The 14650-nt window shown below is 50.3% G+C and carries 18 protein-coding genes; 10 read left to right on the top strand and 8 right to left on the bottom strand.

Going from position 1 to position 14650, the window contains the following annotated elements; genetic code table 11:
- Nucleotides 1–5: 5 nt before the first annotated feature.
- The 3 genes from A1332_RS11485 to tusD all read right to left on the bottom strand — a co-directional run bounded on the left by A1332_RS11485 (nt 6) and on the right by tusD (nt 1432).
- The gene (locus A1332_RS11485) at nt 6–590 is read right to left on the bottom strand and encodes a PilZ domain-containing protein (RefSeq protein WP_064008618.1); all 585 of its coding nucleotides are present in this window, start codon (nt 588–590) and stop codon (nt 6–8) included.
- Nucleotides 591–680: 90 nt separating this feature from the next.
- On the bottom strand, nt 681–1037 hold the full coding sequence (gene tusC / locus A1332_RS11480; RefSeq protein WP_064008617.1) for a sulfurtransferase complex subunit TusC: 357 nt from the start codon (nt 1035–1037) through the stop codon (nt 681–683).
- A 5-nt stretch (nt 1038–1042) separates the two neighbouring features.
- Nucleotides 1043–1432 carry a sulfurtransferase complex subunit TusD gene (gene tusD, locus A1332_RS11475; RefSeq protein WP_064008616.1) on the bottom strand — a complete coding sequence of 130 codons (390 nt, stop codon included), beginning with the start codon at nt 1430–1432 and terminating at the stop codon, nt 1043–1045.
- Between the two features lie 126 nt (nt 1433–1558).
- Here tusD and A1332_RS11470 point away from each other — a divergent pair, with 126 nt between their 5' ends.
- The 6 genes from A1332_RS11470 to A1332_RS11445 all read left to right on the top strand — a co-directional run bounded on the left by A1332_RS11470 (nt 1559) and on the right by A1332_RS11445 (nt 9053).
- Nucleotides 1559–3010, top strand: coding sequence for a M48 family metalloprotease (locus A1332_RS11470; RefSeq protein ID WP_064008615.1), 1452 nt, complete (start codon nt 1559–1561; stop codon nt 3008–3010).
- Between the two features lie 475 nt (nt 3011–3485).
- Complete coding sequence (gene rpoZ, locus A1332_RS11465) at nt 3486–3725, top strand: DNA-directed RNA polymerase subunit omega (protein WP_020482113.1); 240 nt, start codon at nt 3486–3488, stop codon at nt 3723–3725.
- Between the two features lie 5 nt (nt 3726–3730).
- On the top strand, nt 3731–5914 hold the full coding sequence (locus A1332_RS11460) for a RelA/SpoT family protein (protein ID WP_064008614.1): 2184 nt from the start codon (nt 3731–3733) through the stop codon (nt 5912–5914).
- 1 nt (nt 5915) lies between these two features.
- Nucleotides 5916–6311: a RidA family protein gene (locus tag A1332_RS11455; RefSeq protein ID WP_064008613.1), complete on the top strand. Its 396-nt coding sequence runs from the start codon at nt 5916–5918 to the stop codon at nt 6309–6311.
- A 42-nt stretch (nt 6312–6353) separates the two neighbouring features.
- Complete coding sequence (gene recG / locus A1332_RS11450) at nt 6354–8441, top strand: ATP-dependent DNA helicase RecG (protein ID WP_064008612.1); 2088 nt, start codon at nt 6354–6356, stop codon at nt 8439–8441.
- Between the two features lie 3 nt (nt 8442–8444).
- A complete protein-coding gene (locus A1332_RS11445; RefSeq protein ID WP_082879652.1) occupies nt 8445–9053 on the top strand; it encodes a chorismate--pyruvate lyase family protein in 609 nt (202 codons plus the stop codon).
- On the opposite strand, the gene A1332_RS11440 is transcribed toward A1332_RS11445, so the two are convergent.
- Both A1332_RS11440 and A1332_RS11435 read right to left on the bottom strand, forming a co-directional pair.
- Nucleotides 9037–9708, bottom strand: coding sequence for a zf-TFIIB domain-containing protein (locus A1332_RS11440; protein WP_064008611.1), 672 nt, complete (start codon nt 9706–9708; stop codon nt 9037–9039). The genes A1332_RS11445 and A1332_RS11440 overlap by 17 nt on opposite strands.
- A gap of 1 nt (nt 9709) precedes the next feature.
- On the bottom strand, nt 9710–10720 hold the full coding sequence (locus A1332_RS11435) for an SPFH domain-containing protein (protein WP_064008610.1): 1011 nt from the start codon (nt 10718–10720) through the stop codon (nt 9710–9712).
- An 80-nt stretch (nt 10721–10800) separates the two neighbouring features.
- Between A1332_RS11435 and A1332_RS11430 the strand changes: the two genes are divergently transcribed.
- Nucleotides 10801–11340: a gamma carbonic anhydrase family protein gene (locus tag A1332_RS11430; RefSeq protein WP_064008609.1), complete on the top strand. Its 540-nt coding sequence runs from the start codon at nt 10801–10803 to the stop codon at nt 11338–11340.
- A gap of 152 nt (nt 11341–11492) precedes the next feature.
- On the opposite strand, the gene A1332_RS11425 is transcribed toward A1332_RS11430, so the two are convergent.
- The gene (locus tag A1332_RS11425; RefSeq protein ID WP_064008608.1) at nt 11493–12032 is read right to left on the bottom strand and encodes a copper resistance protein NlpE; all 540 of its coding nucleotides are present in this window, start codon (nt 12030–12032) and stop codon (nt 11493–11495) included.
- Nucleotides 12033–12304: 272 nt separating this feature from the next.
- Here A1332_RS11425 and A1332_RS11420 point away from each other — a divergent pair, with 272 nt between their 5' ends.
- The 3 genes from A1332_RS11420 to A1332_RS11410 all read left to right on the top strand — a co-directional run bounded on the left by A1332_RS11420 (nt 12305) and on the right by A1332_RS11410 (nt 13156).
- Nucleotides 12305–12541 (top strand): hypothetical protein, encoded by a 237-nt coding sequence (locus A1332_RS11420; RefSeq protein WP_064008607.1) that lies wholly within the window; start codon nt 12305–12307, stop codon nt 12539–12541.
- A gap of 68 nt (nt 12542–12609) precedes the next feature.
- The gene (locus A1332_RS11415) at nt 12610–12795 is read left to right on the top strand and encodes a hypothetical protein (protein WP_020482122.1); all 186 of its coding nucleotides are present in this window, start codon (nt 12610–12612) and stop codon (nt 12793–12795) included.
- Nucleotide 12796: 1 nt separating this feature from the next.
- Nucleotides 12797–13156 (top strand): hypothetical protein, encoded by a 360-nt coding sequence (locus A1332_RS11410; protein ID WP_082879651.1) that lies wholly within the window; start codon nt 12797–12799, stop codon nt 13154–13156.
- Between the two features lie 95 nt (nt 13157–13251).
- On the opposite strand, the gene A1332_RS11405 is transcribed toward A1332_RS11410, so the two are convergent.
- Nucleotides 13252–13683 carry a YcgN family cysteine cluster protein gene (locus A1332_RS11405; protein ID WP_064008606.1) on the bottom strand — a complete coding sequence of 144 codons (432 nt, stop codon included), beginning with the start codon at nt 13681–13683 and terminating at the stop codon, nt 13252–13254.
- Between the two features lie 4 nt (nt 13684–13687).
- Nucleotides 13688–14650: a permease-like cell division protein FtsX gene (ftsX, locus tag A1332_RS11400; protein ID WP_064008605.1), complete on the bottom strand. Its 963-nt coding sequence runs from the start codon at nt 14648–14650 to the stop codon at nt 13688–13690.

The following is a 14650-nucleotide window of genomic DNA, read 5'->3' as shown; positions in this document are numbered from 1 at the left end:
CGCAGCTAAAACTCGTTTTTATCACGCAATTGCTGTAGTTGTTTTTTAACGACATGCTTGATCAACAGCTCTCTATCGTCTTCAGTGAGGTTGACGTACTCGACGCAAATAGAATACGGCCGCTCCGGGCTCTCTGCCGAAATATCCTTACAATGCACGACATTGGCGTAGGCAACGATGACTGCCATACACGAGGTCAGCAGCATCCGCAGTTCCAATAGCTCACCAACCTCTATCGGCGTTTCATTACTAAAAGCCAACCCGGTCGCGCTGAGACTCACTTCGCGGGTATCGTGCTCGGAAAACTCCTCGCTCTGCGCGCTGATCGCCTGTGCGATCAGGTTGATCTTGGTGTCGATGATCTTAAGGTATTCGAACATTTCCGGATCGCGTCTTTCCAGACGCGGCGACAACATTCGCGCTTCTTGCGCCAATACGTCCAACGCGGACGTCAATGAACAATTTCCCAACACATCATTCGAAACATGACTCAAGGCGTCGACGTGTTTTTTGTCGATGACTTTGTGCAGCAGATTTATCGTGTCGTTGACTCGGAAATAGCGCCTTTTTTCTTCAATTTCATCCGCCATGGTGTGCTCGTCCTCGGTCTATTTAAGTGGGGTAATATTTCGAATAAGGAATTTTAGCTTAAGCGGCTTCAACTGCTTAATTCCATCGCGTCAATCAGGAATAATAAGGTCATAAGTGCGCATCAAGCCGCTAACTTCGGCGCGTGGCAGACTGACAACAGGCAAGATCAAATCCGTGGATGTTAGCCCGGCCGCCTGCAAAGACTCTTGTTCTATGAACACATCGTTGACGTCGTAAATTTGCAAGGCCTGGAAAATTGCCGAGGTATCCTTTAAACCTAATCCGGCCGGCTGCTGCTGATTTTTCAATTGCCACACGGCATCGTCGACGAATAGTAATGCAACGTGCTGATCAAAGGCAGCCGCAGTCAAAATCACGTCCAGGGTTTCTTGCAGATGAGTACCGCTGTAAGGCAAGCGACGCATAATAAACAGATAGCGTTTCATTACAGCTAACCGAAGACAATACTGCGGTCCGCCAATAGTGTGGCTTCCAGCCATTGCCCCAAACCGGCTATCCGAAACCCTGGCGCCGTATCGTCATCCTGCTTATCCTGCCGCACCGCTTCATCGGCACACAACAAACCCCGGCGCTGTGCGGCTGAGATGCATACCACTAAATCCAAGCCATATTGTTCAGCCAAAGCAGACCAATGCTGGGTAATCGACAATTCGTCATCCGGAGGATTTGCATAACGAAAAGCATGATAGATGCCTTCCTTGTAAAAAAATACTCGCAGAATTTGGTGCTCGGCCGCCAACGCAGCTTGAATAAACCGGTAGGCATTCAGGCCGGCATTGCTGGCGTAAGGACTGGCATTAACTTGTACGGCATATTTCATCGCGCTGTAAAATAATCGTTAAACTGATATCTGGCGTATTTTAATACGAGCACACTCAAGCTGCCCGTTTTTGCCGCGCATTGTTTTGCCTTTGAACCAAATTTACCGCTTCCAGTCCGAGCTTCCATGACACTTAAGCCTCTTATTTTTAGCCTTGGCCTGATCCTGTTCTGTTCTTCGCCGCGAGCCTTGGATATCGAAAAAATCCAACTGCCGGACATGGGCGATTCGGCTGGCGCCATCATTTCACCCGCCCAGGAAAAGGAATTCGGCGAAGCATTTTTTCGCAATTTGCATCAACAAACCGAGATTAATCAGGATGTGGAAATCCAGCAATACATCCAGAACATAGGTCGGCAATTAGCGTCCCATAGCGATACACCGTCCAATCCCTTCCACTTTTTTGTCGTGATGGACCCCAATATCAACGCCTTTGCCGGCCCGGGCGGATACATCGGGGTAAATTCCGGCTTAATTCTGTTGACCGAAGCAGAAAGCGAACTGGCGTCGGTAATGGCTCACGAGATTGCTCACGTTACCCAACGTCATCTATATAGATCGATCGAAAAAGCCAGCAAAATGTCGATTCCGACAGTCGCGGCCACGTTGGCGGCCATTTTAATCGGCACCCAGTCGCCCAACATGGGTCAAGCGGCTTTGATGGCAATCCAAGCCGGCAATATTCAGTTTCAAATCGACTTTACCCGCGACCACGAAAAAGAAGCCGACCGCGTGGGTATGCAAACCTTGGCAGGCGCCAATTACGACCCGCGCAGCATGCCGACCTTTTTCGAACGCTTGCAGCAGTCCACCCGTTATTACGGCAAAGGCGTACCGGAATTTTTAAGGACGCATCCGGTATCCGAGAACCGCGTCGCCGACACCCGCGGCAGAGCGGAAATCTATCCGTACCGGCAATATCCGGATTCATTAGCGTATTTGTTGACCAAAGCCAAGCTTACCGTGCTATCCGCACAGGACAAACGCACTCCGCTACAGCATTTCACCACGCTTGAAATGCAAGGCACGCAGGAGCAGAGAGCTGTCGCCCGCTACGGCATAGGTTTGGTGTATTTGGAAAATCAACAGTATGCCGCCGCTAGCGAAATTTTTCAAAAACTCACCGAGCAATATCCGACTCAACCGCAATATATATCAGCCTTGGCCCGCACGGCCATGGATGCTCACGACTACGAAAAAGCCGGCAAATTATTTGAAAAAGCGATTAATACCTTTCCCAGCAACGACGCCCTGAAAATCCAATATACCCGCAGCCTAGTCAAAAACGCTCAACCGCAACGCGCGAAGCAAGTATTACAAAGCTTGTCGGACAGCGAGAAAGACCAGCCATATTATTACGAACTACTCGCGCAGATTTTCGCCGACCTCAAGCAGCCAGGGGAATCGCATCGCTACATGGCCGAGTACTATTACGCCAGCGGCGAAACCGAAGCGGCGATCATGCAAATCAGATTGGCAAAACAGCAGAACGTTCTGAGCTTTCAACTACAGGCCATCCTGAACGAACGGCTTAATTTCTTTCTCAGCGAGGAAGAATCGCGCCGAGCGGAGCGCTAATTTCAAACATTAGAAAAACCTGATACTAGCTAAGTTTTTGTTTAAGAAAATTAATTTCGTGGCGAAACTATTTCCCAAAATAAAACTGCTTTTTTTGTTGGACACCCGGTTTTTTTTAAAATACACTTCGCCCACCTTGAATACGGAGTGCGTTCAACCTTAACGGGTTGTATCTTTGAGGGGGGAGGGAAACAGCCAGTAAAATGGCTGATAATAATAACTATAAAATAGTAATTGCTTGACTAAACTGCCCTAAGGCAGGCGTCCAACACAATAACAATAATAATTACAACAAACAGGACGGGCCCGCGTATAGCGGGCTTTTTATTGCCTGTCGTTTTACCTTCTCCAGCTATCCGCTTGCAGCCTCGATTGGCCTAAGTGCGCCATTTATCTTATAATTCAACCTTGTCCGCTCGATACTGTTACAGTCTACCGGGCAAAGCTCCCCCGCAAACTCAGATAAGGTTTAATCATGGCACGCGTTACCGTTGAAGATTGTTTGGAAAATGTTGAAAACCGTTTCAAATTGGTGTTACTCGCCAGCAAAAGAGCACGGCAGTTGGAAAAAGGCGCCGATGAATTCATTCCGCGCGGCAAAGACAAAGACACCGTATTGGCGCTTCGCGAAATTGCTGCCGGCTTTGTCAACGAAGAAAATATCGACCGTTTGCATCGCGCGGGATACGTTTCGGAAACCCATCTGGAAATCTAACGCCCATGCCCGAGATAGCTGTCAAACTCGCACCAGCGCTACCTGCTATCGAGCATCCTGAAGAAAAACTTCTTCATCAGCTCTGCGAAATCCTGCGCAGCTATCTCGACCAAGAACAAATCAACGATGTGATCCGCGCCTACCATTTCGGCGCGGCTGCGCATTCCGGGCAATTCCGCAGAAGTGGCGAAGCCTATATCTGCCATCCGGTATCCGTAGCGATCACTCTGGCCAGCATGCACATGGATCACCATGGCATCATGGCGGCCATCCTGCACGATGTAATCGAAGACACCCCTATCAGCAAGGAGCAACTGGGCGAGCAGTTTGGCGTCGAAGTTGCCGAGCTGGTTGACGGTGTGACCAAACTCTCCAAAATCGACAGCCGCTCGCGCGCGGAAGCACAAGCGGAAAACGTCAGAAAAATGTTCCTGGCCATGGCGCAAGATCTGCGCGTAATTGTCGTCAAACTCGCCGACCGTTTGCACAATATGCAAACCATGGGCAATATGCCGGTCGATAAAAAACGCCGCATCGCCAAGGAAACGCTGGAAATTTACGCCCCGATCGCTAATCGTCTGGGTATGAACGATGTTCGGCATCAGCTGGAATCGTTGGGCTTTAAAGCGCTCTACCCCAACCGCTATACGGCCATCAATAATGCCGTAAAAAAATCGCGGGGTAACCGTAAGGAAATCATCGATACCATCCAGAATGCCATCCAAAATCGTCTAAACGAATCCAACTTGGACGGTGCTGTAGCTGGACGAGAGAAAAATATCGCCAGCATTTATCAAAAAATGCTCAGTAAACGGATTTCCTTTACCGACGTCTTCGACGTTTACGCCTTCCGGATTTATTGCCAACAAGTCGACGACTGTTATCGGGCTTTAGGCTGCGTACATAATTTATATAAACCCGTTCCCGGCCGCTTCAAGGACTACATAGCCTTGCCCAAAGCCAACGGTTATCAGTCGCTACATACAATATTGATAGGCCCTTACGGGGTGCCCATCGAAATTCAGATTCGCACCCACGAGATGCATCGTCTTTCGGAATCGGGGATTGCTGCGCATTGGCTGTATAAATCCGACAACGATAAAAGCGAAACCATCCAGGCCCGCGCTAACGAATGGCTGCGTGATTTATTGGAGATTCAAAAGTCCGCTGGCGATTCGCTTGAATTCATCGATAACTTAAAAGTCGATCTTTTCCCGCAAGAAGTTTTCGTGTTTACCCCCAAGGGCAAGATCATCAAGCTGCCGCGCGGCGCGACCATCGTCGATTTTGCTTATCTGGTGCATACCGATGTCGGCAACGCCTGTATTTCCGCGCGGATCGACAAGAAACTGGTGCCGCTGCAAACCAAGCTGGAAAACGGCATGACGGTGGAAGTGATCACCGCCACCTGGGCCAGACCGAACCCCTTATGGTTAAACTACGTCACTACCGCCAAGGCTCGCAGTTGCATCCGCGCCTATTTGAAAAACTTCAACCAGCAGGAAGCGATCAATCTTGGCCGCCGCCTGCTGGAAAAAGAATTGCAGAGCCTGGGTATTCAACTGGAAAATGTCGACAATACCCGCATCATTCAGGTATTGCAGGTGTTGAAAAAACACTCGATGAACGAGTTGCTGGAAGACATCGGCCTGGGCAATCGCATGCCCTTCCTGGTGGCCAAACGCATCAGCCAAACCGATGTGAACGCAGCCGTCAAACTCGACGATAACGAATCCACTCATAAAACCCCTTTGATCATCAAAGGCACCGAGGGCATCGTAGTCAGCCTGGCCAAATGCTGCCGGCCGATTCCCGGCGACTCGATTATCGGCTTCTTCAATCCCGGCAAAGGCATCGTCGTCCATCATCACGAATGCCGTAACAGCAACGAAGTCAGAAAGAAACAGACTACTTGGCTGGACGTGGAATGGAGCCCGGAAGCCAGCGGCGAATTCCCCGCAGAAATCCGCATCGAATTGCTGAACCAACGCGGCTCGCTGGCCACCATAGCCTCGACCATCTCCAGCATGGATTCCAATATCGAAAATATTACCGTGGTCAGCCAGGATGATCGCGTCTCGGTGGATTTGCTGACCTTAGCCGTAAAGGATCGCGTGCATCTAGCCACTATCATCCGCAAACTGAAAAAACTCTCCATCGTTTTAAAAATCACCCGCATCAAGGCATAGTATGAACAAGGAAATCATCTCGACGCCGTTGGCCCCGCAAGCCATCGGCACCTATTCCCAAGCCATCAAAGTCGGCGAGACTGTTTACTTATCCGGACAAATCCCGCTCGATCCGGAAACCATGCAAGTAGTGGATGGCGACATTGCCGTGCATATCCGCCGGGTATTCGATAACCTGAAAGCCGTAGCCGAAGCCGCCGGCGGCGACTTCAACGACATCGTCAAACTCAATGTGTTTCTAACCGATTTAAGCAACTTTCCTATCGTCAACGAGATCATGGCCGAATATTTCAGCCAGCCCTACCCCGCGCGCGCCGCGATTGGCGTTGCGGCATTACCGAAAGGTGTTGGCGTGGAAATGGACGGCGTGATGGTATTGCGCAACGAATACTACTGATAAAGCCAACGGGGCGCTTTAACCCGCCTCATTTGTGTATTCATGAATCATCCGGAACCGCATAAACAGCCTGTCACCGCGCTGACAGGCATCGGTTCACAATCCGCCGCCCGCCTGGAAAAACTGGGTATCCATACCCTCCAAGACTTGCTGTTCCACCTGCCCCTGCGTTACCAGGATCGCAGCCGCATCGTGCCCATATCCCACTTATCACCTGGCATGACCACGCTAGTCTGCGGCACGGTCGAATTTACCGACAGCATTCAACGCGGCCGTCCCAGTGTGATTTGCCGCATCGCCGACGACAGCGGCAGTTTGTCGATTCGGTTTTTTCACTTCAGTGTCCAACAAAGCCAACAGCTTAAACCGGGCACCCTACTAGGCTGTTTCGGCGAAATTCGTTACGGTTACAACGGCCTGGAGATGGTGCATCCGGAATATAAAATCGTTTCTGCTGCCGAGCAACTACTGGAAACTACGTTAACACCGGTCTACCCACTGACCGAAGGCATTTCTCAATCCACGCTCCGCAAAGCCATCAAACAGGCATTAACACTTTGCTTGCAAAGCGACAGCGCGATCACGGATTGGCTGCCGGCTAATTTATTGACCGAGCATGGCTACCCTTCCCTGAACGACGCTCTGCAAACCCTACATAATCCGCCGCCGCATTTGTCCGCAGAAATCATCAGTGGCGGTTCCTTACCAGCATTAAAACGCCTAGTGTTCGAAGAGTTTCTGGCCCACCATCTGGCGCTACTGCAAGGCAAATTGGCTTACAAAAGCTGGCAGTCGCCGGTCTTTGAATTAAACAATGCAGCCAAACAAGCATTCCTGAAAAGCTTGCCGTTTCAGTTGACCGGTGCGCAGCAGCGCGTCAGTACCCAGATCGAAAGCGATTGCCGCCAAACACAACCCATGCTGCGCCTAGTGCAAGGAGACGTTGGTTCCGGCAAGACCGTGGTAGCTGCTCTGGCCAGCTTGCTGGCGCTAAACTCGGGTTATCAAGTCGCGATCATGGCGCCCACGGAATTATTAGCCGAACAACACTTTCGTAACTTCAGCCTATGGTTCGCCGAAACCGGTTACCAAATGCTGTTTCTGACCGGACAATTGAAAGGCAAATCCAGACAAGCCACGTTGGAGGCACTAACCGACGGCTCCGCTAACATCGTGATCGGCACGCACGCACTCTTTCAAGATAGCGTGCATTTTCATAGGCTGGGCTTGATCGTCATCGACGAACAGCACCGCTTCGGCGTCCATCAGCGCTTGGCCCTGCGCGAAAAAGGCCAGCATGGCGGATTACGTCCGCATCAATTGATCATGACCGCCACGCCCATTCCGCGTACCTTGGCGATGCTGCAATATTCTGACCTGGACATTTCCATTATCGACGAGCTACCGCCGGGACGAAAACCCATCGCCACCAGCGTGATTTCCTCGGAACGCCGCGAAGAAGTCATCGGCCGTATCGAACACTGGGTCGCACAGCAACGCCAAGCCTATTGGGTATGCACCCTAATCGAGGAATCGGAAGTCCTGCAATGCGAGGCCGCCGAGAAAACCGCCGCTTATCTGTGCCAAGCCCTGCCGAACGTACGCGTCGGCCTGGTGCATGGCCGGATGAAAGCCGCTGAAAAAGACGCTGTGATGCAAGCTTTTAATAATCGCGATTGCGATTTACTGGTTGCCACCACGGTGATAGAAGTGGGTGTGGACGTGCCGAACGCCGGCCTGATGATCATCGAAAACCCGGAACGTTTGGGTTTATCGCAATTGCATCAGTTGCGCGGCCGGGTTGGCCGCGGCAATCAGGATAGCTATTGTCTGCTGCTCTATCAAGCACCACTCTCGCAAGCCGGCAAACAACGCCTGGCTATCCTGAAAGAAAGCAATGACGGCTTCGTCATCGCCGAAAAAGACCTAGAATTGCGCGGCCCCGGCGAAGTAATGGGCACCCGCCAAACCGGGCAGATGCAGTTCAAAATCGCTGACTTGAGCCGCGACAGCGACCTGCTGGAACTGATCCCGGCCGCGGCGCAATTGATCCATCGCCAACATCCAGACGCCATTCAACCGCTGATCCAACGCTGGATCGGCCATAGCCGCCATTACGCCGAGGTTTAGCGCTTGCCCGACAAAAGTTTTTTATTCAGCCGCCCGCCTGTCTGGAAAAGCCACGAACAGAGCAGCCAACGGCAACTACCTGCTGACTTGCAATCCTGGCTCAATGAAACCGGCTCGCTGACCAAACGTCTACGCGGCATACACGGCAACCGTTTCGGCGTAAAAGTGTTATTCCACCGCTGGAAGCCGGCTTTCATAGACGAATGCCGACTATTAGGCTTGCCGCCGTGCCGCTATCAATTGATCCGCGAAGTGATGCTACATGCCAATGGCGTGCCTTTGGTGCTGGCCCGTACTATTTTGCCTGAGCCCACGATAGAAATCGCCCACCGCAATCTGTCCCACCTCGGCACCCGGCCGTTGGGCGAAGTGATTTTCGCCTATCCGGATTTGGAGCGCCGCCAGCGGCAATTTAGCCGGGCCGACAGCAGCGTTTGGTCGCCAGGTCTGCAAACGGCGGTTGGTGTTGACGATGCTATTTGGGGGCGCCGAACGGTTTATGCGATCCATCGGCAACCGTTGCTGGTGGCAGAGTTTTTTTTACCTGCGGTGCTGGCGCCGGCAGTTGAACACATGCCGGAAACCGCTAAGCCGTTTATTCAAAAATCTTGAACAACACTTCGGCTACCGACGCCACTAAATCGCCATCTACGCTCTGTTCGCCGTAGCTTTGTTGCGGCCGAGAATAGTCTTTCCGAAAGGCTTTTTTGAATTGCTCGGCACTGGCTTTTTCTTGTTTGGCAGCGATTTTTTTCTGATTCAAAATCTGGCCGCCGGCTTTTTTCCACTCCAACAAGTGACTGATCTGTCCACCATCCAGCCAGATGCCATGGCTCCTGCATTGGTCGATAATCACTCCACTGCGATAACCATAGATCACCCGATTCATCAAAACCTGGCACACCGGGCATTTAAGATATTTTACCGTAGCATTTTTTGGATAACGGTCTTGGTTGATGTTGCTCAGCAGTTCTAAATTAACGGTAACGACCGGCGCTACCGCACTATCCAACAAGGTTTCAATTTCACCAGGATCGAAAAACAAGCCGTAACAGTTGGCGCAACGCTCTATGTGCAAGGAACCGGCGGTATCCAGACTAATGGTTTGCAGGCTTTGTGCGCATTCCGGGCAAACTCGCTCGCTGGTGGAATCGACGACTTGGTAGTCGTGCTTGCCTAGCAGATCAATATCGTTGCGGACTCCGCAATAACTGCAATATTGCGTGTTGGCTGGTAAGGGCGCAGAACAACTTGTGCAATTGGCCATGCTAAAACTTAGCCAATATTTGTTGTTTCTTGGCCGCGTATTCGGCTTCGGTAATCAGTTGCGCCTCGAATAACTGCTTCAATTCGGTCAATTTCGCAACCGTTTGATTACTATCGGCAGCCGCCTGATTAGTCGTCGCGCTCAGCGATTGCGCCATCCCTTGCCCCAAGCCGATGCCGGCCCCCATCCCCATACCAAGACCTGCCCCACCGCCTTCGTTACGAGCCGCTTCACGCAAGGCATCCAGCTGTTGCACCTTGGCGTAATCCAGACCCACGGCTTGCGCGGCTTGCGCTTCAGCGGTCAGATCGGCAATACGATTGATACGGCGCAAGGTGTCTTCATCAAAATCGGTGCCTTCGATGCGAAAATCGCTAATGCTAAAGCCCAGCTTTCGAAACACGATGGCCAGTTTAATGGCTATGCCCCGGGCTATTTCGTCGCGGTTGGCGTCGATGTCTGCAAAGCTATGCTGACACTCCGCCAGGTAATCGGAAATGGGATTGATGATTCGCGCCGAGAGAATATTGCGGAAATCGTCTATGCGCATTTGGTTATGGCTGCCGACGATACTCACGAAGAAATCGCTGGGGTCGGCTATCTGATAGCTATAGTTGCCGTAGGCTTTTAAAGCGACCGGGAAATGATATTTCGGGTCCTGATATTTGATTGGCGAGGTAGTGCCCCATTTCTGATCCAGAATTTTGGTTTTGCGGAAGAAATAAATCCCCACCTTGTGTTCGCTCTCAAAAAACTGCATGAATTTTTTGATCGTGGTCCAAAACGGCACGTTGTCGGTTTCCAGATTGATCATGCATTGCTCTTCGATAATCCCCTTGACCTGCCCCTGATACACAAAAATACAGCCCTGCCCCGGACCGACGATTAGCTTGGAAGCATTTTTGATTTCGTCGCCGTTTTCGGTCCATTGCGCCAACAACAGATCGGGATCGGGATTTTCCCATTCGATAACCGAACGCAGTTGCCGTTTGATACCGTCTATGAATGCCATTACTACCCTCGCTGGACTGGAGAAGAATCGATTAATTGCGTAACATCGCGGTTTAATTATGGCAAAAAACGGGAGTTGCGGTGGCAATCAGAACATATAAAGGCAAACAGCCAAAAGTCGGCAAAAACGTGTATATCGACGCAGCAGCGGTAGTGATCGGCGATGTGACAATCGGCGACGATGTATCGGTTTGGCCAACCACGGTGATACGCGGCGATGTGGAAGCCATTACCATCGGCTATGGCACTAACGTTCAGGACGGCGCGGTGTTACATGTCTCCCACGCCGGCGATTATTCGCCGCAAGGCCATCCTTTGACAATCGGTAAAGGCGTAACCATCGGTCATCGCGCCGTGGTGCATGCCTGTACGATAGGCGATTATTGCCTTATCGGCATAGGTGCTATTGTGATGGACGATGCCGAACTGGGAGATCATGTGATGTTGGGCGCCGGCGCGCTGGTGCCGCCAGGCAAAAAACTGGAAGGCGGTTTTTTGTATGTCGGTTCACCCGCCAAACAAATCCGGGCGCTGACCGACTCCGAAAAAACCTTTCTGGAGTATTCGGCAAAACATTACGTAAAGTTGAAAAACGACTATTTGGCCGAATCCGCAATATAAACACTGTTCTGTGTAGCCGAAACGATTATTAAAACAGCGCACTCCTCGCCACACTAGCCATTGGCTCTCATCGGACTTTTACGTCGAATATCTTTTATCTTGTTAACTAGCCGACTTGGATGCTTTGCCGGCTAGTTCCCAGCTAGCATTAGTTAATGAATGTGCACTTCCCGAGATTTGGATTTATCGCTTCTTGCCAGCGTATAGTCGTCCTGGTCGCCCAGCATGGGCGTACCATCGCTGTTGAGTTGAATCAACGTCCCTTCGTCTTTAATACTAAATTTGCGATTGAGATCGTTTTTATTGGCGGTTAACGACAGTATGTGGGTTTTGTCATCCCAATCGTACTTACCTTTTTCGTAAAACTCTCTGGAGGAGGCTTTTGCGTATTGGGTTACCAATAAATAATTGTTTTTTTGTTTCAAAGACAAGGTCATTTTGAAACCATCGCAATCTTTTTCCTTGCAGGGCAAATAACCGTAAAACACACCACGAAATCCCTCTGTTTTGTCCGCCAGGTCGGTATGGGCGGAATGATCCATGTCTTTCTGATGAATCATTTCCCGCGCCTTGAGCGTTTTTTCCTGGAGCTGCTTATCGGATTCCGCCCAAGCCGGGTTGAGTGTCGGAAGCAACGCACCTAAAAAAATCACGGTCACATTTTTTTTAATTTTTCTAGTTAATGTTTGCATATGAGATTTTTCTATTTCTGTGAGTAAAGTAATTAGACAAGATCAAAACCGAAGACTACCAGGATAATCGCCAATTTCAACTTGGCGAGTATTCTATCGCCAAATGTGCGCCCCGTTTTCCAGACTTTTCAAATAAAGCGCCGTGGGCTTTGTAAGCCAAACCGCGTCAAATCAGATTGGTGGAAGCGGATGATAGCGCAAAATCCAAGCGCTATTTGCGGACAGTCTTTGCGGAAACAACGGCAAACTCATAATATTGATACGATATTTGTTTGACAAGCCCGCTCATTTCTTTTATTGTTTCGATTCGCTACCATGAAGCAGACCGGAAATGCCTAAATCAGGCTTTTTCAATCAGGAACTGCTTATTTGGAGGTGTAACGCAATTCCTGGCTGATGCATTCAATGCTTTCAGCGAAATATTCGATCTGGCTCTGCGGCGCAAGCAGGCTGTTGGTATCGGAGAAATCGCTTTGATTGACGTCAAATCAGTGCCGGCCCTGATATAGGGCGAACAGGTTTTTCAATACAAATTCGGTTCGGCACTGACCGATTTACTATTACAAGAGGTAAAACCATGACAGAAGTAAAACAAGAAAAAGATAACTTCGTGTTGTATGTGGTGCTGGCTACCGCAGTTGTTGTTGGCGCCATCCTGGCGGTCAAAATGAGCGAAAACGAAAAATTTGCACCAATCAAAGACCAAATTGCCGAAGAAAACCGCTTAATGAACATCCGCGTTATCGGCAATCGCGAGGATTAATATGATGAAAACGACTTTTATCGGCACGCTGTTAGCCTCTTTATTGTTAGCCATCCCTGCCCAGGCTACCGAGTATATTTACCGCGACATTATGGCGAACACCTTGGCCCCTGAGCACTGCCAAGTTGAGAGTAAAGCCAAGGAGAATGCCTCTAAAAATTACAACATCGATAGATTCAGCAAGAAATTCTGCCAATCGCAAGGTTACGGCTGGCATGTCGATGCGGTAACAAGCACTGGCAATACGGTTTGCGACACTTGCAGCAATCCACAGGAAGCAAAATGCCGTCAGGAAGACGTAGTGGTTAGTTGTAAACGGATTAAACCGGGTACGGTAGGCATGTTACCCGGCAAAGGATAATCAAAGGCGGACACCCAAGGGATAAGCAATCCCGGATACTTCACACCTGTCGCCGCCGGAAAACGAAGGTTACCGGCGGCCCAGTCGGCGCTTAATCAGGGCTGCAACCATTCGATAATATGATCTTCCAGATCGGTGACTTGCGACTCCTTGATCGCATAGCTGCTAATAGACACCCCAGCCTCTTTGACTGACTCGCTAGTCCCCGTAAGCAAAGGATGCCAGCCAGGTAAAGGTTCACCGTCGGTTAACAAGCGATATGCGCAGGTTGAAGGCAACCAGTTGTATTCGGCGAAATCGTGTTGCTTCAAGTCGATGCACTCCGGCACCAGCGTGCAACGTTCGCTATATCGCGTACAACGGCAGCTCTCCAAATCGATCAAATCGCACGCCACGCTGGTAAAGGCAATTTCACCGGTGTCTTCGTCTTCCAGCTTATTCAAACAACACTTACCGCAGTTATCGCACAGCGATTCCCACTCTTCCGTGCTCATTTGCGCCAAGGTCTTGGTTTCCCAAAATTTCATAGGCTTATTGCGGTTTAAGTTGGCGCAATTGATAGTGCAGCACGGCCCAGGAGCCGACTACCGCCAATACCGACGAGATCATCAATAGCAAAATAAACTCCGAGAAACTCAAAAACAGTAAGTCGAAAGAACTGTTGTACAAGGTCGATAACTTCTCTACCGGCGTTTCCAGGATCAACAGCATGATCGTCATGATCAGCCAGCCGAGAAAACCCGAGATAAAACCCAGCCAAAAACCGGTGTACAAGAATGGCCGCTGAATAAAAGCATGGGTCGCGCCGACCAATTTGGAAATAAATACTTCATCCTGGCGATTCTGCAATTCCAGCCTAATAGTATTGCCGGTAATGAACGTTACCGCAAAACCCAGCAACAAGCTGACCAACATCACGCCACGGCTGGCGATCAGCATGATGGTTTGCAAGCGTGCCACCCACTGCATATCCACCTGCACGAAATCGACTTGCGGGAATTGCTTAAAATCGGCCATCAACTTTTCGATGTCTTCGTTGTTCTCCAGTGCATTTTTCGGCACTACTTGAATCACACTGGGCAAGGGATTGCGTTCCAGCGCATTCAACGCATCGCTGAAGCCGCTATTAGCTTTGAACTCCTCCAACGCTTGCTTCTTACTGATGAATTTAACGTCCACGACACTACCGTTTTGTTGTATCTGCTCGGCAAGCTTCTGCCCGGCCGCATCGGTAATGTTGTCGTGCAAAAACAAGGACATCTGATTGCTGGACTCCAGATTACCGGTCAATTGCTGAATATTGGCGACGACAATATAAAAGCTACTGGCCAAGGAAATGGCAATGGCCAGTACCAATATGGTCATGACAGACGTAAACGGCGTGCGGCTCAAACGACCCAGGCTGGAAAACAAGCCGTGAGCATGATTAAGCAGATAAGCCTGGAATAATTCCACCAGCCTGCTGCCGGCTTGTTTGCGGTGATTGCGTTTCAT

This window comes from Methylomonas methanica, assembly GCF_001644035.1.
Classification (GTDB): domain Bacteria; phylum Pseudomonadota; class Gammaproteobacteria; order Methylococcales; family Methylomonadaceae; genus Methylomonas; species Methylomonas methanica_A.
Note: the sequence above shows the minus strand (reverse complement) of the source record. Positions and strands in the feature narration are given on the sequence as shown.